Consider the following 24891-nt stretch of genomic DNA (forward strand, 5'->3'; position numbering starts at 1 on the left):
CGCCTCGCGAGCCCCTCAGAGACAAAGGCCCGGAACCCAGGTTCCGGGCCTTTTCTTTTGCCGAATCCCGCGCATGATGCCGCGTCGCGCGGGGATCGTCATTCATGAGCAAGCCCCACCTGCCGTCGGGCGATTTCTTCGGCGCCGCCTCGCGGACGGTCGAGGCCGGAGGCTTTCGCGTCGGCCTGTGGGTGGCCAGCCGGCCACCCGAGGGCGTCGAGCTTCACGCCCATGACGACGCCCATTTCATCCTGGCGCTGGACGACGGCTATCGCAGCCTGGCCCATGACCCGCTGACGCCCAAGAACGCCGCCTTCGGCCCCGGCGCCCTGGTGTGGAATCCGCCAAGCGTCGAGCATCGCGACTGTTTCGACGTGGCCGGCGGGCGTTTCCTGTCCATCAGTTTCGATCCGCCCAGGCGCGCCGGTCGCGGCGACCCGATGCGGTTGCGCGGCGCCCTGGCCGAAAGTGCGGCGCGTCGTCTGGTCGGGGTGGCCGGGCGGTTCGCGGCCGGAGACGCGGTCATGATGGAGGGTCTGACCCTGGATTTGGCGGGGTCGGTCCTGTCGCCGGGGGAGCTGGACGAGGACCCTGCGCCGGAGTGGCTGTTGCGCGCCCATGACGTCCTGCATGACTTGGCCGATCGGCCGGGACTGGAGGTGGCGACGGTCGCCCGTCTGGTGGGGGTCCATCCCGTCTCCCTGGCCCGCCGTTATCGCCGGCACTTCGGCTGTTCGCCCGCCGCCGCCATCCGTCGCGCACGCGCGGACCGGGCGGCGGGACAGATCGCGCGCGGACGGGACTTGGCCGAACTGGCTCTGGGCGCAGGCTATGCCGACCAGAGCCACATGACGCGCGAGTTCGGCGACCTTTATGGCCTGACGCCGGCCCGCTATCGCGCCCTTTTCGCCTGATCGGTTGCGTCTGTTCAAGACGGATGGTCCGCCGCGTGGGATGTCCGGTCGTTGCTTCCCCCATTCAGGACCGTCATGCGTCATCTGCTTCTCGCGACCCTCGGGCTCGCGCTCGTCGCCTCACCTGTAATGGCCGAGCCGAACTGGCCGGTCGCCGCGCCCGAAACCCAGAACGTTTCGGCCGAGGGTCTGGCGGCCATGGACGCCGCCGTCCGCGCCGGAACCTTCCACAAGATCACCAGCATCCTGATCGCCCGCCATGGCCGGCTGGTGCACGAGGTCTATTTCGATGCGGCGGGCCGCGAAAGCCGCCGCAACACCCGGTCGGTGACCAAGACCGTCACCGCCATGCTGGTCGGCGCCGCTGTCGCTCGGGGCGACATCGCCAGTGTCGATGCGCCCGTCCTGCCCTTCGTCGCCGACCACGGCCCGTTCGACAATCCCGACCCGCGCAAGGCGGCGATCACGGTCGAGGACCTGCTGACCATGAGCTCGCTGCTGGAATGCGACGATGACAATTCCTTCTCGCGCGGCAACGAGGAGCGGATGTACCTGATCGAGGACTGGGTGAAGTTCGCCATGGACCTGCCGGTGCGCGGCTTCCCCGACTGGATCCCCCGGCCCGAGAACCAGCCCTACGGCCGGGCCTTCTCCTATTGCACGGCGGGGGTGACCACCTTGGGCGCCGTCGTTCAGTCGGCGACGGGCGAGCCGCTGAAGGACTTCGCGCACGAAGCCCTGTTTGGTCCGTTGGGGATCGAAGGCGAGCGCTGGCAGATGTCGCCGATGGGCTTGGCCCAAGGCGGTGGCGGACTGGGGCTGCGCAGCCGCGATCTGCTGACTCTGGGCCAGTTGCTGCTGAACCAGGGCCGCTGGGACGGACGCCAGGTGCTGCCCGAGGCCTGGACCCGCGCCATGACGGCCCCGCACGCCAGCGTCGATCCGCAGAAGGGCGACTACGGCTATCTGATCTGGTTGCCGACCTATTCGGTCGCCGGCTCGCCGCATCCCGCCTGGACCATGTCGGGCACCGGCGGCAACAAGGTCGCGATCATCCCGGACCTCGACGCGGTCGTGGTGGTGACGACCGAGAACTTCGAAGTTCGCAATCCGCACGGCCTGGCCGACACGCTGATCGCGGATCATGCGCTGGCGGCGATGAAGTAAGGGCGTTCGTTCGCGCTTCGCGAATGGACGGGGGTGGTCGTTGGCGAAGGACGGCCGTGCGTCGCCGCAAGTGAGGTGGCGAAGGGCAGGGGCCGGCGGCAGTGTGGGGTCATCGAGGGCCGGTCGTCGGTCCCCTCCCTGAAACAGGACGCACCGTCATGAAGACCTTCGCCGCCATCGCCCCAGTTCTCGCTCTCGTCGCCGCCGCTGTCGTTTCGGCCCCGGCCTTCGCCGCCGACCTGACCGTCGAGTTTCCGACCGCCGCGCCCCAGGGCCAGATCATGGTCGCCCTGTTCGGCAGCGAGGCGAACTATGGCGGCGAGGGCCAGCCGGTCCGTTACGCCATGGTCGATGCGGCGGGCGGTCAGAAGAGCGCGACGTTCGAGGGGCTGCCCGACGGCGACTATGCGGTGCGCGCCTTTCATGACCTGAACGGCGACGGCGAGATGAACACCAACCCCTTTGGCATGCCGACCGAACCCTACGCCTTCTCCAACAATGCGGTCGGCAACATGGGCCCGGCATCATGGGACCGCGCCAAGTTCACGGCGACCGGCGTCGCCGTCCAGTCGATCGACCTGAAGTAAGCGATCGAAGCCGGAGCCTGATCATGACCCCCTCCCGCCGTTCCTTCCTGATGGGCGCCGCCGCCCTTTCAGCCGCCGTCGCCACGCCGGAGATGGTCCGCGCCGCCGCCGCTCTGGACGCCGTCGCCGCAACGAAAGCCGACTGGGCGCTGGCGACCCAGGACATTGAGTGCGATACGGCACACCAGACGATGCGCCTGATCCACGGCAGGGCGCCGGCGGGGCTGCAGGGCGCGCTTTATCGCAACGGGCCGGCCAAGTTCCGGCGACCGGGCGGGTCGGCGACCCACTGGTTCGACGGCGACGGCATGATGCGCGCCTTCCGCATTCAGGACGGCCAGGCCACGCTGCAGGCGCGGTTCGCCGATACGCCCAAGCGCCGCACCGAAACGGAACTGGGCGCCGTCGTGACCCCAGGCTTCGGCACGAAAGGCGACGCGCGCGCCCGCATCGGTTCGAACGACGACGCCAACGCCGCAAACACCGCCGTCATGGTCGCCGGGGATCAGGTCTGGGCGCTGTGGGAGGCAGGATCGCCCCTGGCCCTGTCGGCGTCGGACCTGTCGACCGAGGGCTTCGTCACCCTGCGCGATGACCTGAAGGGGATGCCGTTCCAGGCCCATCCGCGTTATGCGCCCGACGGGTCGATCTGGAATGTCGGCCTGGCCGGAAATCAGGCAGTCATCTGGCATCTGAACCCCGACCGCAGCCTGAACGACGCCCAGATCGTGCCCCTGCCGCGCGCCAGCTATATGCACGACTTCACCGCCACCGACCGGCACGTGATCCTGGTGCTCCAGCCCTGGGTGTTCGAGACCCACGCCATGCCGGTGATCTCGGGTCTCGCCTGGCGACCCGAGATGGGGACGCAGGTCCTGGTGCTGGACAAGGACGACCTGTCCAAGCGTCGCCTCTACGACCTGCCTGGCTTCTTCCATTTCCACCTGGGAGACGCCTGGGCCGAGCGGGACGGCACGATCCGCTTCGACGTGGCCGCCAGCGGCGATCCGCGCTTCGCTGTCGATGGCGCGCGGGTTCTGGTGGATGGGCATGGGGTGGTGCCGGGCGATCCGGCCAAGCTGGCCCTGATCACCCTGCGGCCCGATGGCCGGGCCGACATGACCTATAGCGATGTCGTGGGCGAGTTCCCGAAAGCCGATCCGCGTCGTGCGGGCCTGAAACGCAGCCTGACCGCCCATACCGCCGGCGAGACGCGCGGCCGTCCCCTGCCGACGGGTTTGGCCGTGCACGACTGGGACAGCGGCCGCTCGAACGCCTTCGAGTTCGGGGTGCATCAGGTGGTGGAGGAGGCGGTCTTCGTGCCCAAGCCCGGCGCGACGGCCGAACGTGACGCCTGGCTTGTCGGGCCGTCGGTCAATCTGAAGGAAGGCCGCACCGAACTGCATGTCTTCGACGTGGCCCGGATCGAGGACGGCCCGGTGGCGACCTGGCAGGCGGACACGGCCTTGCCGGCGGGCTTCCACGGCGTGTGGGCGGGGTAGGGGCGCCGAGGCACAACCTTTGCGCGCCTTCACGGTTCGAAAAGGCTGACGTGCCAAGGTGAGACCATGACCCCCGTTCAGACTCCCGCCGATCTTCGCCCGATAACCGCCCTGCGCTTCGTGGCGGCGATGTGGGTGGCCGTCTACAGTTTCTGGGAAAACCTGGCCGGGGCGGGTCAGGTCGGGCTGGTGGCCAAGGGGTATCTGGGGGTCGAGCTGTTCTTCGTCCTGTCCGGCTTCATCCTCAGCCACGTCTATCTGGCGGCGGCGGGCGAGAAGTCGTTCTCGTATAAAAGCTTCCTGTGGGCGCGGGTGGCGAGGGTCTATCCGCTGCATATCGCGACCCTGATCGGCGTCGGGCTGCTGGCCGCCGCGGCCCTGTTCGCGGGCATGAGCGTGGACGGCAATGTGCTGAGCTGGGCGTCGCTGCCCGCCAACCTGTTCATGGTCCACGCCTGGGGCCTGGCGCCGGTGGCGGGCTGGAACCATCCGTCCTGGTCGATCTCGGCGGAGTGGTTCGCCTATCTCTGCTTCCCCCTGTTCGCCTTCGTCTTCTGGCGCGCGCGGCATCGTCCGATCGCGGCCGTCGTCGGCGCGGCGGCCTTCCTGGCCATCCTCTATTTCGTCTTCGAGCAGTGGGCCGGCTTCGCCCTGACCGAGGCGACCATCCGCTGGGGTGCCCTGCGGATCGTGCCGTGCTTCGCCCTGGGGTGCGCCCTCTACCTCGTCTATCGCCGCGCGCCGTTGAGGGCGCCGTGGCTGTGCGCCGCTGTCTCGTTTGGTCTGATGGTGCTCAGCGCCGCGCTTGGACTGTGGGACGGGGTGACCGTTCTGCTGGCCGGCGCCCTGATCCTGTCGCTCGCGTCACTGCCGAATGAGCGCGCCGGATGGCTGGCGTCCAAGCCCGCCGTCTACCTCGGCGAGATCAGCTATTCGGTCTATATGGTGTGTGTGCCATGGAAGCTTCTGGCCGTCGGTCTCGCCGCCAAGCTGTTCGATGCGCCCGACAAGCAGCTTCAAATTTTCGTGTGGTTGGCGATTTTGGCTCTGCTGCCGATCGTGGCCGCCGTCTCGTACCATCTCGTCGAACACCCGGCTCGCAAGGCTTTGCGCGGCATGGGCAAGCGGGGGGATAAGACTTTGGCAAACAGTCTGAAATCCAGCGCTACGCCGAAACAACTTGCTACCGAGCGTGAACCCATGGCCTAAAGGGCGTCCCAAAGACGGGTCGGGATACCCCTAAGCATGACGAAACGGCTCAAAGCCGCCGCGGTTGCGGCGACCCTCGGTTTTTTTGCATTGGGCGCCGTTCCCTCCAGTGCGAAGGCTGACGAGCCGTATTGGCAGTGCGTGACCTTCGCGCGCATGTTCTCGGGCATCAACATCTTCGGCGACGCCTGGACCTGGTGGCGTCAGGCCTCCGCCGGTTTCCGCACCGGCCGCGCGCCTGAAACCGGCTCCGTGCTGGTCTTCCGTCCCGAGGGCCGCATGAGCCGAGGCCACGTCGCCGTCGTCTCCGACATCCTGACCGACCGCGTGGTCCGCGTCACCCACGCCAACTGGGGCGGCAGCCGCGGCAAGGTCGAGGAGAACGTCACCGTCGTCGACGTCTCGCCCTCCAACGACTGGTCCCAGGTCAAGGTCTGGTACAATCCGATCAACGATCTCGGCACCACGGTCTATCCAACCTACGGCTTCATCTACAAAGGCGCGCGCGACGCCTTCGACGCCGGCCGCCAGATCGCCTCGAACGTCTCGGCTCAAGGCCAGCATTAGGGCCAGCACTAAGCCGCCTTGCGCTGCCCGCCATCGCGGGCGATAGGCGGGCATGACCCAATCCAGCGACATCACCTACGCCGGTTATCTGGCGTTGGACGATCTGCTTTCGACCCAGCATCCGCTGTCGGACCAGCACGACGAAATGCTGTTCGTCGTCATCCACCAGACCAAGGAACTGTGGCTCAAGCAGATCCTGCACGAGACCGCCCTGGCGCAGCGGCTGGTTCGCGCCGGCGATCTGGTTCCCGCCTACAAGAGCCTGGCGCGGGTCTCGCGCATCCAGGCGGTGATGACCCACAGCTGGGACATCCTGTCGACCATGACCCCGGCCGACTATCTGCGGTTCCGGGGCTCTCTGGGATCGTCCTCTGGCTTCCAGAGTGATCAGTTCCGTCGTTTCGAGGCCATGCTGGGCCTCAAGGACGCGAGCTTCCTGAAGTTCCACGAGGATCGCCCCGAGGCCCTGGCCGCGCTCCAGGCCGCCATCGCCGCCCCCAGCCTGTATGACGACGCCCTGGCCCAGATGGCCAAGGCCGGTCTGCCGGTGCCCGCCGATGTGCTGAACCGCGACGTGACCCAACCCTATGAGCCGTCCGAGGCCGTCGAAGCGGCCTGGCTGGAGGTCTATCGCGACACCGAGCGTTGGTGGGTGCTGTATCAACTGGCAGAGAAGCTGGTCGATCTGGACGACGCCCTGCTGACCTGGCGCCACAAGCATGTGGTGACGGTCGAGCGCATCATCGGCCGGCGTCGCGGCACGGGCGGCACGGAGGGGGCGGCCTATCTGGCCTCGACCCTGACCAAGCGCTGCTTCCCCGAGCTTTGGTCCCTTCGCACCAAACTTTGATGTCGCAGGCGGCAACCTTCGCCGCGCCCGGCCATTTCGCCGTTCGACCGCAACAGCGGAAGGAATGGACGAGATGAGCAATCCCAACGCCCACGACATCAAGGTTTTGAACGGCCTGATCGAAACCACGCTGGACAGCGCCGACGGCTATCGCGAAGCCGCCGAACAGACCCAGGACCCTCACTATCGCACCCTGTTCGAGCGCCGCAGCGCCGAACGCCAGCAGGTCGTAGACGACCTGTCCGCCGCCGTGCGCGGCCTGGGCGGCGATCCCGAATCCGACGGCTCGATCCTGGCCAAGGCTCACCGCGCCTTCCTGGACGTGAAACACGCCCTGCTGCGCAACGACGATTCCGTCGTCGGCTCGATCAACAGCGGTGAAGGCTTCATCGCCGGCAAATACGAAAAGGCGCTGGAGGATACCGGCATTTCCGCCACCACGCGCGAGACGATCCGGCGGGCCTATGCGGCGGTGAAGACCGAGCATGAGCAGATGGAAGCGCTGAAGCACAGCCTGGAAGGCCAGCGAGACGCGGACAACCCGCTCTATCCGCAGTAAACGCTGAAGGCGGAATAGAAAAAGGCCCCGGCGTTTCTGCCGGGGCCTTCGTCATTTCAGTGTCGTGTCTGAAACTAGGCTTCGTCGCCCTTGGCGGCCGAACCGGTTTCCGGAACCACGGCGCCCTTGACGGGACGGACGGTCTGGCGTTCGGCGATACGGGCCGACTTGCCGCGACGATCGCGCAGGTAATAGAGCTTGGCGCGACGCACGACGCCGCGGCGCTTCACTTCGATCGACTCGATGTTCGGCGACAGAATGGGGAATTTGCGTTCGACGCCTTCGCCGAACGAGATCTTGCGGACCGTGAAGGTTTCGCTGATGCCGCCGCCGTCACGGGCGATGCAGACGCCTTCGAAGGCCTGGACGCGCTCGCGCTCGCCTTCCTTGATCTTCACATTGACGCGCAGGGTGTCGCCGGGCTGGAAGACCGGGATGGTGCGCTCGCCCAGAACGCGGGCTTTTTCTTCGGCGTTCAGCTGTTGAACGATGTTCATGTCATTTCTCCTCGGGCTTTGCGCCCTTTAGCTGTGATTTGGCGAGATGCGCTTCCCAGAGGTCTGGTCGCCGCTCCCGCGTGGTCTCTTCCCGCTGCGCCTCGCGCCATTTGGCGACCTTCTTATGGTCGCCCGACACAAGCACCTCGGGTATCTCAAGCCCCTCGAACGTCCGCGGTCGCGTGTACTGCGGGTGTTCCAGAAGCCCGTCCTCGAAGCTTTCGGACGACAGGCTGTCGCCTGAGCCGAGCACTCCAGGGATCAGTCTTACGCACGACTCGATCGCGACCATCGCCGCCGCCTCGCCGCCGGCGAGAACCGCGTCTCCGACCGAGACCTCCTCGAACCCGCGTGCGTCCAGCACCCGCTGATCCACCCCCTCGAAACGACCGCAAAGCACGACGATCCCGTCGGCTTTCGCCCATTCCTTGACGCGCGCTTGGGTCAGGGGTTGACCCCTGGCGCTCATGTACAAAAGCGGGCGCCCCCTAGAAGGGTTGGTCGGTCCCGGAAGGCTATCCACCGCCCGAGCCACCACGTCCGCCTTAAGCACAGCTCCCGGGCCGCCACCCGCAGGGGTGTCGTCCAGGAAGCCGCGCGTATCTGTGGAAAAGGCGCGAATGTCAACCGTTTCCAGGCTCCACAAGCCCTTCTCGCGCCAGGCCGTGCCGATCAGCGACACGCCGAGCGGGCCGGGAAAGGCCTCGGGAAACATGGTCAGGACGGTCGCGGTGAAGGGCATGGCGGCGGCTCATACACGAAAAGCACACTATTGCCTCCCTCTCCCATTGGGAGAGGGCTTGAGCGCACGGCGGCGGAGCCGTCGTTCTTGCGCGAAAGGGTGAGGGTCGGGTGGTGCGACCTAGCCCGCCAGCCGACCCTCATCCGGCTCTGCGAGCCACCTTCTCCCAATGGGAGAAGGAAGCAGTCAGGTGGTCGGCGCCCCGCCGCCCGCCGCGATCCAGCCATCGACCTGGTACTCCAGCATGTCCAGCGGCACCGAGCCGGAACCCAGGACCACGGCGTGGAAGTCCTTGATGTCGAACCTGTCGCCCAGCGCCGCCTTGGCCCGGTCGCGCAGTTCCTCGATCTTCAACTCGCCGATCTTGTAGCTGGTCGCCTGGCCGGGGTTGGTGATGTAGCGCTCGACTTCCTTTTCGATGTCGCGCTCGGACAGCAGGGAGTTCTGGCGGAAATAGTCCATCGCCTGTTCCCGGCTCCAGCGCTTGGCGTGCAGGCCGGTGTCGGTCACCAGACGCACCGCGCGCCACAGTTCGGTCGAGAGCCGGCCGAAGTCGGAATAGGGGTCCTGATAGAAGCCCATCTCCTTGCCCAGCTGCTCGGCATACAGGCCCCAGCCCTCGGCATAGGCGCCGTAGCCGCCGAACCGGCGGAAACGCGGCAGGCCTTCGATCTCCTGGGCGTAGGCGATCTGGAAATGGTGGCCCGGCGCGCCTTCGTGATAGCTGATGCCCTCGATCTGGGGCTTCAGCACCTGGGTCATGTCCGACAGGTTGACGTAATAGATGCCCGGCCGCGACCCGTCCGGCGCCGGCGAGTTGTAGAAGGCGATCGAGGCCGTCGCCTCGCGGAACGGCTCCACCGCCCGCACTTCCAAGGCCGCCTTGGGCAGGGTCGAGAACCACTGCGGGGCCGCCGCCATCACCTGGGCGATGAAACCGCGCGCGTCGGTCAGATACTGTTCCTTGCCTTCGGCCGTGTTCGGATACTGGAAGCGCGGATCGGTCTTCAGGAAGGTGAAGAAGTCCTGCAGCGTGCCGGTGAACCCGACCTGGGCCTTGATGACTTCCATCTCGGCCTGGATGCGGGCGACCTCGTCCAAACCGATCTTGTGGATCTGGTCGGCGGTAAGGTCGGTCGTCGTCGAGAGCTGGAGCCGGGCGTTGTAATAGGCCTCGCCCTGCGGCAGGCGCCACACGCCTGCATCGCTGTCAGCCTTGGGCTGCACTTCGGCCAGGGCCGTCAGCACGGTCTCGAACCCGGCCTTGTAGGGGCCGGTCAGGGCGGCGCGACCTTCGCTCAGCAGCCTGTCCCTGGTCGCCTGATCGGTCTCCAGCGCGGCGACCTTCTTGTTGAAGTCGGCCCAGACCGGATTGTCCGCGCCATCGTCGAAGGGGGCGCCGGTGATGACGTTGCGGGTATTGGCGATGGAGGGCTCGAACACGAAGCGGGGCGAGACCACGCCGGCCGCCGCGCGCTGGCGCAATTCGTCGGCGACCTGATCCATCTGCCCCTCGGCGGCGCGCAGACGGCCGACATAGGCCTCGGCGTCAGCGACGCTGGAGACGCGGTGGTTGTTGATCAGGAAGACGGGCAGGCTGGTGGTCGGATTGCCGTTGGCGGCGAACTGAAAGCCCCAGTCGCGCCACTGGTTCGACAGCCGCGCCTGCTGGACGCCGTACTCGAACATCCGCCACGACAGCCGCGCCTGCGGACCCAGCTTCTGCGGGTCGAACTGGGCCTTCATCTGCGCCAGCTGGGCCTCCTGCAGCGCCAGGGCCCGGTCCGCAGCGGCGTCCGACACGTCGTCCAGCTTGTCGTAATCGGTCTTGATCCCCAGCGAGGTCATCTGTTGCGGGCTCAGCGCGATCCGCGCCTGGAAGGCCTGTTCGAAGAAGGCGTTCAGCCGCGCGTCCTCGCTTTGCGCTTCGGCCGCCGGCGCCCCCGTCCCGACAGTTGCTGGCGTTTGCGCCATTGCGGTCGCGGCGGACAGCACCGCCATCATGGCGGCGGACGAGATCAGAAGACGACGCATGGACAACCCCTCGTGAAACAGGGGCGCACCTTCGGGCGCGCCTTCGCCGGACGCAAGCCGCCAATGGCGCAGGCGTTGCGGCGATCCGACACGTCCGGACGAAATTTCAATACGGCGTCGCTTGATGCAACCCAAGTTCAAGGTCGGCGTTTGCACGGAGCTTGACCATACCAACAAGGGGTTCACACCATGCGCAAGATCATCACTCTGACCATCGTCGCCGCCGCCCTGGCCGTGTCGGCCTGCAACACCATCGCCGGCGCCGGCCGCGATGTCTCGGCCGCCGGTTCGGCCGTCACCACCGGCGCGAACGACGCCAAGAACTAAGCTTCGGCGAAAGCTGAGGCTGGAAAGGCCCGTCGGATCCCCGGCGGGCCTTTCTCGTATCCGTCGCACGACGGTGTTACGGTGCGGCGTCAGACAGGAGACGGACGATGGGCTTTCTCGACAATGTGGTGAAGGGCCTGGGCGACGACGCCGCAGGCGGTCTGGTCGACCTGCTCAAGGGTCAGGGCGGCGTCGGCGGACTGGCGGAAAAGTTCGGTCAGGCAGGCTTGGGCGACGTGATCGGCTCATGGGTCGGCACGGGTCCCAACGCCAATATTTCGCCTGAGCAGATCACGGCTGTCCTCGGCCACGGCCCCATCGCCGACATCGCAGCAAAGATGGGCGTCTCGCCCCAGCAGGCCGGCGAGACCCTGGCGGGCCTGCTGCCCGAGGCCATCGACCGCCTGACCCCCGGCGGTCAGATCGACGGCGCCGACGACCTACTGGGCAAGCTGCCGGGCGGGCTTGCTGGCGGCTTGGGCGACATGATCGGCGGCTTCCTGAAGCGCTGAGGCGTCAGGAGGGGCCGCTCAAGAGGGTTGGCCCTCCGTCGCCGCAATAGCGGCGTCCTCTTCGGCCGCCGCCTTTTGCCGTTCCTGCAACGCGGTCTGTTTGCCGGCGACGACGAAGGCCAGGACGACGGCGAACACGCCGATGATCGTCGAATACAGGAAGAAGACGACATAGCCCGCGCCCAGCGCCGCCGGGGTCACGCTGCTGGTCGCCGCCCCGGCCGCCAGAGACCCTTCGGGCAGGCGGGCGAACAGGGGACGTAGCGCGGAGAATGGACCTGCACCTTCCGCCGCGCGGGCCGAGGCCTCGACGATGCGGCCCGACTGGGACGCGATCAGCTTACCGGGCAGGGCGTACAGCGAACTGAACAGGGCGTATTGGGTCGCCGTAAAGCCGATGGACGTCAGGCTGGACATATAGGCGATCAGGGCCGTCCCGGCGTAGCCGGTGGCGATGTTGTCCACCCCGATGGCGATGGTCAGGGCCGGAATGCTGGGCCCCTGGGTCGCCAGCCAGGCGAAGACCAGGTTCGATACCGGGCTCATGAAGGCGCCGATCACCATGGTTCGGATCAGCCCCAGCTTGGCCACCGACCAGCCGCCGATGAAGACGCCCAGGGTGGTCATGACGACCCCGAACACCTTGCGCACCTCGGCCAGCTCGATCTTCGAGAACCCCAGGTCCAGATAGAAGGGGTTCATGATGTTCAGCACGAAATCGGCCAGGCGATAGACGCAGATCAACGCCAGGATCAGCGTCGCGACCCCCGAGAACCGCTTGTAGAAATCCGCCAGCGGTTCGCCGAACGATCCCGCCAGATAGGCCCCCGGACGGGTCTTCACACCGGGAATGGGCCAGCAGGCCAGGACCAGAAGCGCCAGGCCGGCGAAGACCGCGACGACCTGCAGATAGACCCCGCCCGGCTTGGCGGCCCAGGCGTCGGCGATGGCGGTCTGGCCGTCTGCGCCCAGGCCGAACAGGCCCAGCAATCCGTTCAGCGGCCCCGCCTGCGCGGTCAGGCCCGAACCCACGACCATGGCGGCGGCGGCGATCACGATCAGGCGCGCGATCCATTCCAGGATTTCAAGCTTGGGTCGCGACGGCGTGTCGCCCACCGGAATGGCGCGGATCGAATGGGCCTTCTCGCGCGGGGCGAACAGGACGCCGGCGATGCCGAAGCCCATCAGGGCGGCCATCACCGCATAGGAGACGTTCCAGTTATAGAGATCGGCGAGCACCAGCGGCACGGCGCCGGCGACGATCATGGCGACGCGGTATCCCATCTGATAGGCGGCGGCCATGGCGCCGTGGCGGCTGTCGTCCGCCGCCTCGATCCGCCAGGCGTCGATGACGATGTCCTGGGTGGCCCCGAAGAAGCCGACCAGGGTGGCGAACAGTGCGATGGCCATGAGCGCATTGGACGGATTGAGGCCCGAGATCGACCACAGGCCGAAGATGACCACGGCCTGGGTCACCAGCATCCATGACCGGCGATGGCCCAGTAGCGGCGTCAGCAGCGGGATCGCAGTGCGGTCCACCAGCGGCGCCCAGACGAACTTCAGCGAATAGCTGAGCGTGGCCAGGGCGAAGAAGCCGATCACCTCAAGCGTCTGGCCGCTCTCGCGCAGCCAGGCCGACAGGGTGTCAAAGATCAGCAGATTGGGCAGGCCGGCCGAAAACCCTAGCAACAGCATGATGAACACGCGCCGCTCGCCATAGACGGCGAGGCCGCCGAAACGTCCGGCGGGTTTGCCGGTGGCGGCGGGGGTGGCTTGGTCGGTCATGCACGGCTCCGGCGCGGCGGCCGGGAACGCGGGCGCCTGTAACTCAGCCGACCTTGGCGCGGATGTCGCGCTTCGTCCAGCGGGCCAGGGCGGCGCGCAGGCCGTCGGCGTCCAGCGGCTTGACGATATGGTCGTCCATGCCGGCCTCCAGACAGGCGCGGCGGTCCTCGGCGAAGGCGTTGGCGGTCAGGGCCAGGATCGGCGTCATGTCGCCCCCGGCGCGGATGGCGCGGGCTGCGGCGGGGCCGTCCATGCCCGGCATCCGCATGTCCATGAAGACCACGTCGTAGCGCGCGCGCTTCAGGGCCGCGACGGCTTCCTCGCCGGTGGCGGCGGTTTCGACGGTGCAGCCCTCGCGGCGCAGCAGGGTGCGGGCCAGAAGCGCGCCGACGGGATTGTCCTCGGCCAGCAGCACGCGAATGCCGGCGAACTGAACGGGCGAGACGCGGTCGTCCTCGATATGGGCCGCGACGGGGGCGGTGGTTCTGTCGCCCGTCTCGGCGCCGATGGCCGCCAGGACCCGTTCGGCCAGGGAAGCGCGGCGCAGGGGCTTGATCAGATAGCCGTGGAAGCCGGCGGACCGATATCGCGCGATCAGATCGCGCTCCGACGGCTTCAACAGGACGATGCTGCGACCGGCGGCGGGCAGGGCGGCCAGACTTCCCGCCGAGGCGCCGGCGTGGTCGATCAGGGTCACCGGCGCGGGGTCGGCGATCGTGCCGCCAGAGGCCTCGATCTGGGCGCTGGCGGCGGACATGACGAAGGGGTCGGGCGAGCGCACCGAGATCTTATGATTCCGCAGCGGCTTGTCCCGCGCCACGGCGACGGCGGCGAAGGCGGCCTCGAAGCGGAAGCGGGCGCCGGATGTGGCGCCGTCGGGCCGGTCCTCGACCCGCACCGAGCCCTCCATGGCGGCGGCCAGTTTGCGCACGACCGCCAGCCCCAGGCCAGCGCCGTCATGCCGCACGGCGTCAGAGGAATCGGCATGGCCGAACTCCTCGAAGATGCGCGCGCGGGCCTCGGGCGCCACGCCCGGCCCTGTGTCATCGACCAGGAAAGCCAGGCGCGGGCGGGCCGCGCTGCCGCCGGCGCGTTCGACCGTGATCCGCACGCCGCCGGTCTCGGTGAACTTCACGGCGTTGCCGGCGAGATTGAACAGAACCTGGCGCAACCGGCCTTCGTCGGCCAGGACATCGGGCGCGTCGGCGGCGACCGACCAGACGATCTCCAGCCCCTTGTCGTGGGCGCGCGGGCTGAGCAGTTCGGCGACGCCGCGCACCAGCCCCTCCAGATCGACGGGGGCCAGGTCGAACTCCAGCGCCCCGGCCTCCAGCCGCGCGAAGTCCAACAGGTCGTTGACGAGGCCCAGCAGATGTTCGGCCGACTGGCGCGCGTTCTCGGCATAGGCGCGCTGGGCGCCGTCCAGCCGGGTCCGCTGAAGCAGATTGATCATGCCGATGACGCCGTTCAGCGGCGTGCGCATTTCGTGGCTCATCAGCCGCAGGAACTGCTGGGCGGGATCGACGGGCTGCACAGCCTGATCCTCGATCCGCTTCGTCGCCGTGCGTCGCGCCATGGTCGCTTCCCCGTTCGCGCGGACCCTAACGGCTGCGGGTTAAGGATCCCTCCATCCCGCAGCGGTCACGAATGAAGGAAGGGCGCCTGCTCTGCGTCGTCCTCGCGCATTCCGAAGGCCGTATCGCGAGACGCCACGCGCCGGTCGAAATCGGCCTCGGCCCCGACGGTGTTGCGCCGATAGATCAGGGCCTCGGCGATGTGGCGGCGCAGCACGCCGGTGCAGCCGTCCAGATCGGCGATGGTGCGCGCCAGGCGCAGGGTGCGGGTCCAGCCGCGCGCTGTTAGGCCGCCGGCCTCGCCCGCCCGCATCAGCAGCATGCGCCCCGCTTCGTCGGGCGTGGCGAACCGGTCCAGCGTGTCGCCCGAGGCGCGGGCGTTCAGGCCTTGCGCCGCGTCCAACCCCGCCTCGCGCACCCGGTCTTCCTGCATGGCGCGGGCGGTTGCGACGCGCGCCCTGGCCTCGGCAGTGCCCTCGGCGGGCGGCGGCAGGGCCATGTCGGCGGCGGTGACGGGCGGGGTCTCCACCGTCAGGTCGATCCGGTCGAACATCGGACCCGACACCCGGTTCTGATAGTCGCGCTGACAGCGTGGGGCCTTGCCGCAAGCCCCGCGTCCGGCCCCGCCCATGCCGCAGCGGCACGGGTTCATCGCCGCCACCAGCTGGAACCGCGCGGGGTAGCGGACATGGGCGTTGGCGCGGGCGACCACGATCTCGCCGGTCTCCAGCGGCGCGCGTAGCGAATCCAGAGCTTGGGCGCTGTATTCCGGCAGTTCGTCCAGGAAGAGCACGCCATTGTGCGCCAGCGACGCCTCACCGGGCTTGGCGCGATGACCGCCGCCCGTCAGGGCCGCCATCGAGGCCGAGTGGTGCGGGCTGCGGAACGGTCGATCACGGGTCAGGGCGCCGCGCTCGATCAAGCCGGCGACCGACCAGACCATCGAGGTCTCCAGCAGCTCCTGCGACGTCAGGGGCGGCAAGAGGCCCGGCAGGCGTTGCGCCATCATCGACTTGCCCGATCCCGGCGGGCCGATGAACAGCAGATTGTGGCCGCCGGCCGCCGCGATCTCCAGCGCGCGTTTGGCGCTCTCCTGGCCCTTGACCTCGCGCAGGTCGGGCACGGCCTTGCCGCTGGCCAGCGGGCCGGGCTCGGGCGCGCGCAACACCTGGGTTCCCTTGAAATGATTGACCAGGCCGATCAGCGAGCGCGGGGCCAGGATGCGCGCGCCGCCGGCCCAGGCCGCCTCCGGCCCCGTCGCCTCGGGACAGATCAAACCCAGCCCCATGGCGTCGGCGGCGACGGCCGCCGGCAAGGCGCCGCCCACCCGCGCGATCTGTCCATCCAGCCCCAGCTCTCCGATGGCGGCCCAGCCGTCCAGGGCGTCAGGCGCGATCACCCCCATGGCCGCCATCAAGGCCAGGGCAAGAGGCAGATCAAAATGGCTACCCTCCTTGGGCAGGTCGGCGGGGGCCAGATTGGCGATGATCCGCGCCGCCGGCAGGGCCAGGCCGATGCCGGAAAAGGCCCCGCGCACCCGCTCGCGGCTTTCGGCCACCGCCTTGTCCGGCAGGCCGACGATGGTGAAGACCGTCTCGCGGTTCTGGCCGACCAGCTGGACCTCGACGTCCACGCGCCGGGCCTCCACCCCGTCGAAGGCGACCGTGACAACCCGTGCGACCATGACGTCCTCCCGCTTCCCGCGAGAGAACGGACCATGAACTGAAATCTAATTCAAGTGGCGGTCACGCAACCTGTGCGGCGCGGCGGGCTTCGATGGCGTCCCACATCAGGGCCGTGGCGTCGATGCCGGTGAAGGTCTTCAACTGCTGGGCGCCGGTGGGGGAGGTGACGTTGATCTCGGTCAGATAGTCCCCGATCACATCGATGCCGACGAAGATCAGGCCGCGTTCCTTCAGCGTCGGACCGATGGCCTTGCAGATTTCCAGGTCGCGCGGCGTCAGTTCGACCGGCATGGCGGTGCCGCCGACGTGCAGGTTCGAACGCACGGCGCCGGCCGCGGGCACGCGGTTGATGGCGCCGACCGGCTCGCCGTCGATCAGGATGATCCGCTTGTCGCCCTTGGACACGGCGGGGATGAACTTCTGGATCACCAGCGGGTCGCGGCTGGCGCCGGCGTGGATCTCGATCAGGGCGTCCAGATTGGGATCGTCGGCGCGTAGCTTGATCACGCCAGAGCCGCCGTTGCCGTGCAGCGGTTTCAGAACCACCTCGCCGTGCTTCTTGTGGAAGGCGGTCAGGGCGACGGGGTCGGCCGAGATCAGGGTCGGCGGCTGCAGACCGGGGAAGGCGGTGACCATCAGCTTTTCGGGCGCCGAGCGCACCTGGGCCGGGTCGTTGACTACCAGGGTCTTCGGATGAACCGTCTCCAGCAGATAGGTGGCGGTCACATAGGCCATGTCGAAGGGCGGATCCTGGCGCATCAGGATGACGTCCACGTCCTCGGCCAGGTCCAGCCGGACCCAGTCGCCGAAATCGACGTGGTTTCCGACCTCGCGCCGCACGGTGATCGGTCGGGCGCGGCAGTAGAGGCGGCCCTCTTCCAGCGCCAGGGTGCGGAAGTCATAGACCCACTGTTTGTGCCCGCGCGCCTGGGCCGTCTCGGCCATCAGGAAGGTGGTGTCCCCGGCGATGTCGACGGCCTCGATCGGGTCCATCTGGATGGCGACTTTGAGCATCGGCGAGGCTTTCTCTACGTTGGTAGGCAATACGGAATTGGAGCGACGAAGCTTCGCCGCAAACCTATCCGCTCATCCCCGCGAAAGCGGGGACCCAGTTCTTTCGCTCGGCAGTGCGTTGGGCCGGTGACTGAGGGACGGACCTCAGATCGGAGCGCCCAAAGCTCTGGGTCCCCGCTTTCGCGGGGATGAGCGGAATATAAATTAGTCCAGCTGACGCGCTTCCTCGGCCAGCATGATCGGCACGCCCTCGCGGATCGGATAGGCCAGCTTGGCCCCCGTCGAGATCAGTTCGTTGGCGTCGCGATCATAGGTCAGCTTGCCGCGCGTGACCGGGCAGACCAGCACCTCCAGCAGGCGGGGATCGACCGAAACGGGGGTGTTGAAGGCATCACTCATTGTTCTGGGCCTACCGCGCTTGGCGCTACTTGAGGACTCTTTAGGGGGCTACCGCGCTTCGCGCTACTTGAGCCCGTCATTGCATGGACGGCGCGGCGTCGTCACCGGCGTCGGCGGCGTCGATGCGCAGCAGGGCGGTCAGGGCCTCGGCGCGGGGCATCAGACCCATGGCCTCCAGCAGCGCCTGTTTCTCGGCCGGTTCGAACGGCAGGGCCATCGACAGGCTGTTGACCAAGGCCTCCATCGGCGCGCTCTCGGCCGTCTCCCAGTCGATGTCCAGCAGGCGGTGGGCCATATAGGCGCGCAGGGCGTCCAGAAAGGCTTCGCGGTCGAAGTCCGGCTCCTCGGGCGGAGAAACCAGATCGGATTCATAGGCTTCGAACGCGGCGCGGATCTGGCGATAGGGCGCCTTGGACGGCATCTCGGCGGCGATACGGAACCGCGACACCCCGGTCAGGGTGATCAAATATCGCCCGTCCGAGGTCTCGGCGAAGCTGGTGATCCGCCCGGCGCAGCCGATCGGGGACAGGCTGGGCAGCGCAGGGGTTCCGCCATTGGGCTGGACCAGGCCGATGATCCGATCCCCGGCCATGGCGTCGTCCACCATGTTCAGATAGCGCGGCTCGAAGATGTTCAGCGGCAGTTGCCCGCGCGGCAGCAGGATGGTCCCGCCCAGCGGGAACACCGGGATCACCTGCGGCAGATCAAGCGCTCGAACATAGCCTTGGGGCATCTTTTCTCCTTGGCCTATCGCGCTTCGCGCTACTTGAGGCCGCTTGCTCAGGAAAACAGGATGGACGACAGCCGGCGCCGCCCGTCCTTGGCCACGTCGGAACTGACGCCCGCCGCTTCGAAGATGACCAGCAGCTGCTTGCGCGCCGCCTGTTCGTTCCACTCGCGGTCGGCCTTGATGATGTGCAGCAGATTGTCGACCGCACCCTGGAAGTCGCCGGCCGCGCTCTGGGCTTCGGCGAGGTCGAACCGGGCCTGGTGATCGTTCGGATCTGCCGCGACCTTGGCCTCCAACTCGGCCGAAGCGCCTGACGGGGCTTTCGCCGCCAGGGCCAGCTGCGCCCGCACGCTCTGAACCGTCGGCTCCTTGGAGTCCTGCGGGGCCATGGCGATGGTCTGAAGCGCCTGTTCGTGATCGTCGCCCGCCAGATAGACCCGCGCCATGCCGGCGATGGCCTTTTCGTTCTCGGGCTCGATCGACAGGACGTGGGCGAAGGCCTGGGCCGCGCCGCCGAAATCGTTCAGGCTAAGGGATTCCTCGCCCAGCTCCAGAAGTTGCGCCGTCTCGGTCGAGCCGCCCTGGCCCCCGGTCAGCTTGTCGATGAAGGCCTTGATCTGGCTGTCGGGGATCGCGCCCTGGAAGCCATCCACCGGCTGGCCGTCAACGAAGGCGTAGACGGTGGGGATCGACTGCACCCGCAACTGGCCCGCATAGGCCGGATTGGCGTCCACATCGATCTTGACCATCTTCACCGCCCCCTTGGCGGCGCGCACATTCTTCTCCAGCGCCGGGCCCAGGGTCCGGCACGGCCCGCACCAGGTGGCCCAGAAATCTACGATGACCGGCTGATGCTTCGACGCCTCGATGACGTCGGTCATGAAGGAGGCGTCGGTGCCTTCCTTGATCAGGTCGTCGCCAGAGTGGCCGGGGGTCAGGGTCGGATCGAGCAGTGTCATGGGCGAAGTCCGTGCAGGGTCGGTCGGGTTCAACGGTTCAGATGGCGTCGGGATGCGTCGGCATCAAGCGGCGATAGGGTCGCGCCGGGATTTCAGACGGTGGTCACGAAAAACACCGTCTAATTCGTCTAATTGATCTAAAATCGCCCCTCGTCGCCACGCGCTCGCTCCATTATTTGCGAGATGGGGCCTTGTCCGCGAGGTTCAAGCGGTCGGCGTCGAGCGGTGACGACAGCGCAAAGGAAACGCTAGCCAGCCTGCCAGAAATATGACGCTAGGCCGATCAAGATAGCCATGCCTAAACAGCCTCTAAGCGCCAATGAGGGTTTGTACCAATCGGTGCGATTCTGGAGGACTGCCGTTCGGTGTTCTCGCACTCCGCGTTGCAACATGAAAGCGGTCGATAGCCCGACGAGCGGCAACCACGCATACGAAGACGTGACCCATATCCAACTCTCCCGGATCAGGTTGTTCACGCCCAAGAAGGATAGGGTCGCCACCGCGAGCGAGATTATCGCAAGCGTCCACATCGTCATTGCCCAGCGATCTAGCATCTACCGTTCCCCCAAACGCCGAAATCCACCACCACCGGCTCTCGCCCCAGCAGCGCCAGCACCCGCCGGAACGCCGTCTGATCCAGCGCCGTCGTCGCCGTATTGGTCAGGGGGTGGAAGTTGACGATGTCGGCGTCCCACAGGCGGCGGTCCAGGACGAACGTCACGCGGCGGTCTGTGTCGTTGATCAGGCCCAGCGCCGTGACCGAGCCGGGGCGGACGCCCAGGGTGTCGTACATCAGGGTCTCGTTTCCGAACGACAGTCGGCCCGAGCCCATGGCGGCGGCCGCGCGTTTCAGGTCGATCACCGTGTCCTGGCGGGCCGAGATCAGCCAGAGGCGGCCTTTGTGATCCTTCAGGAACAGGTTCTTGGTGTGGGCGCCGGGCAGGTCGGCCTTGAGGTCCAGCCCCTCCTCGACGCGGAAGACGGCCGGGTGGTCGTGGGTGACGTGATCCACGCCGTTCGCGGTCAGCCAGACGGTCAATGTCTCGCGGTCGAACGCCGGTGTGGGGGCGTGTTCGTCAGTCATGGTTGAGCCGTCGGGTTTCGGGCGTTAGGAAATGATCATGGTCGATACCGTCAAGACGCGCCCGCTGGAACTGGAATGCTATCCGATGACGGCCCGGCCGCCGGATCTGATCCCCGGCCGCCAGTCGCGCAACTGGATGGACGCCTTCATCAGCCGCCACCCCTATCGGTGCCTGCCGCTGAACATGGCCAACACCACGGGGTGGGAAATCCTGTGCCCGTTCGGCTTCTCGGCCGAATGGAACGGCGGCCCGCGTCAGGAAGACATCGTCATCACGCCGGACCGGCCCCAGCACGATCTGGACCATTTCGTCACCTCGCACTTCTCGCGCGGCGTCCTGACCATGCATCCCCAGTATCTGTTCCGCACGCCGCCGGGCTGGGGGATGATGTGCTCGGGGTCGCCCAACCATGTGAAGGACGGGATCCAGCCCCTGGTCGGCCTGATCGAGACCGACTGGCTGCCCTTCCCCTTCACGATGAACTGGATCTTCACGCGGCCGGGCCGGATCACCTTCGAGAAGGGCGAGCCCTTCTGCTTCATCAATCTGATCGAGCACAAGAAGGTCGAGCAGTTCCAGCCGATCATCCGCACCCTGGAATCCAATCCGGTGATGAAGGGCCAGTTCGAGGCCTGGAACCGCGCCCGCACCGACTTCAACCAGCGTCTCGCCGGCGGCGATCCCGACGCGGCCAAGGAGGCGTGGCAACGGTATTACTTCAAGGGTGAGGTGCCTGAGGCCCTGGGCACGGCGCCGGCCACCCACTCCAACAAGCGCCGGCTGAAGTCGCCGCGCGTGGGGTAAACGAAAAAGCCCCTCTCCACGCCGTGGAGAGGGGCTTTTGTCTTATGCCGCCGGTCGCGTGACCTGCGGGCCGAGGTTCTGGATCACCTCGCGGGCGTCGAAGGCGTTGGGATCGCCGGCGGGCTTGGGTCCGCGGCCCAGCACGATCTCGGCGTTGGCCTCGAAGCGATCGACCTGACGCACGTCGAAGTCGTTGGCGCCCCACGGGCCGTAACGGTCCCACGGGCTCCAGAAACCGCTGCGATAGTAGCGCCACGACGGACCCCAGTAGGGGCTGTAGAAGCGGTTGTAGCCCGCATAGAACGGGTCGGGCGTGCCGACGAAGCGGGTGTCGCGGTCCGTGGCGCGGTTGACGGTGGCGAACCAGTCGTAACCGCTCTCGACCGTCAGTTCGGCCGAGCGCAGCAGCAGCGACTGCTCGACCTGCTCGCGCGAGGTCAGCGAGTTGCCGGAGAAGCTGACGCGGAAACGGTCGTTCTCCAGACGCTGCTCGGCATAGCCGCCGCGCTGGCCGTTGAAGCCGGCGGGCTGGTACGGGGTGGCGGTGGCGCAGGCGGCCAGCGCGAGGCCGGCGGCGACCGTCATCGCCAGGGTCTTCATTGGAAGGGCTTTCATGAAATCAAACTCCTTGATCGCCCATTCGGGCGCGCTGACGGCTGAACGGAGCATGAATGGCGGCGTTCCCCTTCAATCTAGGGCGAAGCGCGGTCGCGTCTAGATGCGCACGGCGATCAGGACCGAAGCGGTGAGCAAAAGGGCGCCGACGAAGATCCCGAATCCGCGCTTGAACGGGGGCTGCTGCATGCGACGCGACAGGGCCGCGCCGGACAGGGCGTAGGCGCTCATCGACATCATATCCATGCCGATCACGGCGACGGCGAACAGGGCCAGCTGCGGCGCGACCGGCCGGTTCACGTCCACGAACGGCGGCAGGACGGCAGTGAAGAACAGGATGGCCTTGGGGTTGGCGATCTGGACGGCGAACCCGTCGATCAAGGCGCTGCGCCCCTTCTTGACGACGACGTGGTCAGGCTGGGCGGCGGTGGCGAAGGCCCCGCGCAGCGCCTTGATCCCCAGCCAGGCGACATAGAGGGCGCCCAGGACGGCGATGACCTTGAAGGCGGCGGGAAAGGCCTTGACCAGGGCGCCCAGACCCAGGGCCGCCGCGCCGAACCACACCAGGGTCGCCGCATTCATCCCGACCACCCCGACCAGGGCCGAGGCGCGCCCCTTTTCGACGCCGGTCGCGACTGCGAACAGATTGGCCGGCCCCGGCGTGATCGCCATCACCGCCATCACGCCGAGGAAGGTGGAATAGAGGTGCGGATCGACGGGCAGGGCGGACATGCGGCGCGATGTCGCTGGTATGCCGTGCGCGGTCAAGGGCGACCGCTGATCGGGTTACGCCGTCGGACGTTCCGGGGCTTCGGGCGCTTGCGGCGGCTCGGGCGCTTCGGGCGCTTCGACGCCGACGTCAACGACATCGGCGGCGGCCTGGTCCAGAGCGTATTGGGCGACCAGGCTGTAGGTTTCCATCTGCTCGGGGGTCGGATTGGTCCAGGCGCTGTTCTGGGCGATGCCGTTCGCGGTGACGACGCCCTTGTGCATGCCGTCCTCGATCGCCTGTTTGACTTCGGGGTCGTTCATGGCGTCGGCGATCAGGGCGTCGACGTCGATGTCCTTGAGCGCCTCGGCCGCCATCTCGCTCGCGTGTTTCGTCGTCTCGGCGGTGAAGGCGGCGACGTCGGGGGCATATTCGGCCCACAGGGCGGCGATGCGCTGGCCGCGCACGCTTTCGCTCAGGCTCCGGTCTTCGGAAATGGCCTCGGCGCGCTTGCCGAACGCCTCCATCCGGGCCTCGAAGGCGTTCGAGGCGATTTCCAGCCGGGCTTCGGCGGATTCAGGTGCGGGCGTCCCGTCCTGGGCCAGGGCGGAAGAAAGGGGCAGGAGCGCCAGGGCGGCGCTCAGGCTGAGCAGGCGGATCATGGGAGGGCTCCCGTTGAATGACCCGTGCAAACTCCGCCTTGCGCCGCCTCGTCTCAAGTGAAATCGCGGTAAGGCGCGGCTTACTGCGGTTGAGCGGGCGTTGCGGCGGCCGGCGCAGCGGCGGCCTGTTCGGCCTGGGTGCGAACCATAGCTGGGACGCTCTTTATGCGCTGAGCCGCGACGGCGATCTGGTCGGCGGGGCCGCCCTGACCCACGATGAAGGCTTGAAACTCGTCGGCGAAGGCGTCGACTTCAGGCTGATAACGGGCCTGAATGGCGTCGAGATCGGTCTTGGCCTTGGCCTTGTCCGCTTGGACGGCGGCGGCCTGCATTTCATCCGACATGGTCTCCATCTTCTCGCCAAAGGCTTCGCCCTTGGCTTCGAACGCGGCTTCTTCGGGACTGTCTGCTTCTTCAGCCGGCGCAGGGGCTGTGGCAGGGGCCGGCGCAGCCTGGGGCGCGGGGGTTTGGCCGGCGGCGAAGGCCGGGGTGGTCAGGGCCAGGGTGGCGACGGCCGCGACGGAAGACAGAAGACGCATGGGAAACTCCGAAACAGGCCGCTGCGCGACCAGAGATAAGGCTAAAGTATCCGCCCTGGACGGCACACTCCTACACCCGGATCAGATTTCAAAGACCCGATAGGGCGTGTCGCCCAAGGTCCACAGCACGGGCAGGGCGACGTTATAGACCGGCACCCCCTTGTTGGTGCGGCCCTCCGGCCCGCCGCGATGGGCGTGGCCGTGGACGACCAGACTGACGTTGTCGTAGCGATCGATGGTCTCGGCCAGGCGGGACGATCCCAGGAAGGCGTGGATTTCGGGCGGTTCGCCCATCACCGTCTCGACCACGGGCGCATAGTGCAAGAGCACGACCGAGCGTTCTGTACGCAACATGCGGATCGAGTTCTCGATCAGATTGGCGTCCTCGACCGCCTCCTGCACGAACCGCTTGACCGAGGCCTCGCCGAACGAACTGAGCATGTAGCGGCCGAAGCCGCCGACAAACCCCTTGCCGCCCGCGAAGCCGACGCCGTCGATCTCATAGGCCTCGCCGGTCAGCATCCTGACCCCGGCGTCGGTCAGCATCTTGGTCACATGCTCGGGCTGACCGCACTCATGCTCGTGATTGCCCAGCACGCCGACCATTGGAATCGTGCACAGTTTCAGGTCTTCCAGCAGCCGCTCGACCTCGGGCGTCTTGCCGTAGTTGGTCAGGTCGCCACACAAGCACAGCACATCCGCATCCTCCGACACCCGTTCGAACAGGTCGCGATAGTTATGCTCGGTGGCTTCGCCCACATGCAGGTCGCCGACGGCGGCGACGCGCATCTTCTTTGCCGGGCCGGGCTCCAGGCCCGGCTGGGTCGTCTGCGGGTCGGGCGCAGCATCAGTCATGGCGGCTCT

At 67.4% G+C, this 24891-nt stretch carries 27 protein-coding genes; 11 read left to right on the forward strand and 16 right to left on the reverse strand.

All coding sequences use genetic code 11. From position 1 onward, the window contains the following. The first annotated feature begins 104 nt into the window (after nt 1–104). The 8 genes from ACQY72_RS10610 (at nt 105) to ACQY72_RS10645 (ending at nt 7355) form a co-directional block, all read left to right on the forward strand. Entirely contained in the window at nt 105–914 is an 810-nt protein-coding gene (locus tag ACQY72_RS10610) for a helix-turn-helix domain-containing protein (RefSeq protein ID WP_428153486.1), read from the forward strand. Nucleotides 915–989: 75 nt separating this feature from the next. After that, nucleotides 990–2081 (forward strand): serine hydrolase domain-containing protein, encoded by a 1092-nt coding sequence (locus ACQY72_RS10615; RefSeq protein ID WP_428153487.1) that lies wholly within the window; start codon nt 990–992, stop codon nt 2079–2081. Between the two features lie 158 nt (nt 2082–2239). Beyond that, on the forward strand, nt 2240–2668 hold the full coding sequence (locus ACQY72_RS10620; protein WP_428153488.1) for a DUF2141 domain-containing protein: 429 nt from the start codon (nt 2240–2242) through the stop codon (nt 2666–2668). A gap of 23 nt (nt 2669–2691) precedes the next feature. Next, nucleotides 2692–4170 (forward strand): carotenoid oxygenase family protein, encoded by a 1479-nt coding sequence (locus tag ACQY72_RS10625; protein ID WP_428153490.1) that lies wholly within the window; start codon nt 2692–2694, stop codon nt 4168–4170. Between the two features lie 66 nt (nt 4171–4236). Then, nucleotides 4237–5379, forward strand: a complete 1143-nt coding sequence (locus ACQY72_RS10630; protein WP_428153491.1) for an acyltransferase family protein — start codon at nt 4237–4239, stop codon at nt 5377–5379. Between the two features lie 36 nt (nt 5380–5415). Continuing rightward, on the forward strand, nt 5416–5946 hold the full coding sequence (locus ACQY72_RS10635) for a CHAP domain-containing protein (RefSeq protein ID WP_135194387.1): 531 nt from the start codon (nt 5416–5418) through the stop codon (nt 5944–5946). 52 nt (nt 5947–5998) lie between these two features. Beyond that, the gene (locus tag ACQY72_RS10640; protein ID WP_428153493.1) at nt 5999–6796 is read left to right on the forward strand and encodes a tryptophan 2,3-dioxygenase; all 798 of its coding nucleotides are present in this window, start codon (nt 5999–6001) and stop codon (nt 6794–6796) included. Nucleotides 6797–6869: 73 nt separating this feature from the next. Further along, nucleotides 6870–7355, forward strand: coding sequence for a PA2169 family four-helix-bundle protein (locus ACQY72_RS10645; protein WP_135194389.1), 486 nt, complete (start codon nt 6870–6872; stop codon nt 7353–7355). A 74-nt stretch (nt 7356–7429) separates the two neighbouring features. Here ACQY72_RS10645 and rplS read toward each other — a convergent pair whose 3' ends face one another. The 3 genes from rplS to ACQY72_RS10660 form a co-directional block, all read right to left on the reverse strand. Continuing rightward, on the reverse strand, nt 7430–7852 hold the full coding sequence (gene rplS, locus ACQY72_RS10650; protein ID WP_346497788.1) for a 50S ribosomal protein L19: 423 nt from the start codon (nt 7850–7852) through the stop codon (nt 7430–7432). Nucleotide 7853: 1 nt separating this feature from the next. Continuing rightward, on the reverse strand, nt 7854–8594 hold the full coding sequence (trmD, locus tag ACQY72_RS10655) for a tRNA (guanosine(37)-N1)-methyltransferase TrmD (RefSeq protein WP_428153496.1): 741 nt from the start codon (nt 8592–8594) through the stop codon (nt 7854–7856). A 186-nt stretch (nt 8595–8780) separates the two neighbouring features. After that, the gene (locus ACQY72_RS10660; protein ID WP_428153498.1) at nt 8781–10628 is read right to left on the reverse strand and encodes a DUF885 domain-containing protein; all 1848 of its coding nucleotides are present in this window, start codon (nt 10626–10628) and stop codon (nt 8781–8783) included. Nucleotides 10629–10817: 189 nt separating this feature from the next. Here ACQY72_RS10660 and ACQY72_RS10665 point away from each other — a divergent pair, with 189 nt between their 5' ends. Together ACQY72_RS10665 and ACQY72_RS10670 are read left to right on the forward strand one after the other, a co-directional pair. Further along, entirely contained in the window at nt 10818–10955 is a 138-nt protein-coding gene (locus ACQY72_RS10665; RefSeq protein WP_055754663.1) for an entericidin A/B family lipoprotein, read from the forward strand. Between the two features lie 107 nt (nt 10956–11062). Continuing rightward, nucleotides 11063–11467, forward strand: a complete 405-nt coding sequence (locus ACQY72_RS10670; protein WP_428153500.1) for a YidB family protein — start codon at nt 11063–11065, stop codon at nt 11465–11467. 18 nt (nt 11468–11485) lie between these two features. On the opposite strand, the gene ACQY72_RS10675 is transcribed toward ACQY72_RS10670, so the two are convergent. From ACQY72_RS10675 to ACQY72_RS10710, 8 genes are all read right to left on the reverse strand, one after another. After that, nucleotides 11486–13252 (reverse strand): AmpG family muropeptide MFS transporter, encoded by a 1767-nt coding sequence (locus ACQY72_RS10675; RefSeq protein WP_428153502.1) that lies wholly within the window; start codon nt 13250–13252, stop codon nt 11486–11488. A 43-nt stretch (nt 13253–13295) separates the two neighbouring features. Beyond that, nucleotides 13296–14828 (reverse strand): response regulator, encoded by a 1533-nt coding sequence (locus tag ACQY72_RS10680; protein ID WP_428153503.1) that lies wholly within the window; start codon nt 14826–14828, stop codon nt 13296–13298. Between the two features lie 65 nt (nt 14829–14893). Continuing rightward, nucleotides 14894–16510 (reverse strand): YifB family Mg chelatase-like AAA ATPase, encoded by a 1617-nt coding sequence (locus ACQY72_RS10685; protein WP_428153505.1) that lies wholly within the window; start codon nt 16508–16510, stop codon nt 14894–14896. A 61-nt stretch (nt 16511–16571) separates the two neighbouring features. Next, a complete protein-coding gene (gshB, locus tag ACQY72_RS10690) occupies nt 16572–17525 on the reverse strand; it encodes a glutathione synthase (protein WP_428153506.1) in 954 nt (317 codons plus the stop codon). A 204-nt stretch (nt 17526–17729) separates the two neighbouring features. Continuing rightward, nucleotides 17730–17924, reverse strand: coding sequence for a Trm112 family protein (locus ACQY72_RS10695; RefSeq protein ID WP_242077553.1), 195 nt, complete (start codon nt 17922–17924; stop codon nt 17730–17732). A gap of 76 nt (nt 17925–18000) precedes the next feature. After that, complete coding sequence (locus tag ACQY72_RS10700; RefSeq protein WP_135194399.1) at nt 18001–18657, reverse strand: LON peptidase substrate-binding domain-containing protein; 657 nt, start codon at nt 18655–18657, stop codon at nt 18001–18003. 47 nt (nt 18658–18704) lie between these two features. Next, nucleotides 18705–19613, reverse strand: coding sequence for a tetratricopeptide repeat protein (locus ACQY72_RS10705; RefSeq protein ID WP_428153507.1), 909 nt, complete (start codon nt 19611–19613; stop codon nt 18705–18707). 547 nt (nt 19614–20160) lie between these two features. Beyond that, entirely contained in the window at nt 20161–20697 is a 537-nt protein-coding gene (locus ACQY72_RS10710) for a prolyl-tRNA synthetase associated domain-containing protein (RefSeq protein WP_428153509.1), read from the reverse strand. A 37-nt stretch (nt 20698–20734) separates the two neighbouring features. Here ACQY72_RS10710 and ACQY72_RS10715 point away from each other — a divergent pair, with 37 nt between their 5' ends. Next, a complete protein-coding gene (locus tag ACQY72_RS10715; RefSeq protein ID WP_428153510.1) occupies nt 20735–21502 on the forward strand; it encodes a DUF6065 family protein in 768 nt (255 codons plus the stop codon). Between the two features lie 42 nt (nt 21503–21544). Here the strand turns inward: ACQY72_RS10715 and ACQY72_RS10720 are convergent, their stop codons facing one another. The 5 genes from ACQY72_RS10720 to ACQY72_RS10740 form a co-directional block, all read right to left on the reverse strand. After that, nucleotides 21545–22117 carry a CC0125/CC1285 family lipoprotein gene (locus tag ACQY72_RS10720; protein WP_346494668.1) on the reverse strand — a complete coding sequence of 191 codons (573 nt, stop codon included), beginning with the start codon at nt 22115–22117 and terminating at the stop codon, nt 21545–21547. 99 nt (nt 22118–22216) lie between these two features. Further along, nucleotides 22217–22849: a LysE family translocator gene (locus ACQY72_RS10725; protein WP_428153512.1), complete on the reverse strand. Its 633-nt coding sequence runs from the start codon at nt 22847–22849 to the stop codon at nt 22217–22219. Nucleotides 22850–22903: 54 nt separating this feature from the next. Beyond that, complete coding sequence (locus tag ACQY72_RS10730; protein ID WP_428153513.1) at nt 22904–23488, reverse strand: hypothetical protein; 585 nt, start codon at nt 23486–23488, stop codon at nt 22904–22906. A gap of 80 nt (nt 23489–23568) precedes the next feature. Beyond that, nucleotides 23569–24027, reverse strand: coding sequence for a translation initiation factor IF-2 (locus tag ACQY72_RS10735; protein WP_428153514.1), 459 nt, complete (start codon nt 24025–24027; stop codon nt 23569–23571). Between the two features lie 81 nt (nt 24028–24108). Next, a complete protein-coding gene (locus tag ACQY72_RS10740; protein ID WP_428153515.1) occupies nt 24109–24882 on the reverse strand; it encodes a metallophosphoesterase family protein in 774 nt (257 codons plus the stop codon). Nucleotides 24883–24891 lie beyond the last annotated feature (9 nt).

The organism is Brevundimonas sp. (genome assembly GCF_965279155.1).
Classification (GTDB): domain Bacteria; phylum Pseudomonadota; class Alphaproteobacteria; order Caulobacterales; family Caulobacteraceae; genus Brevundimonas.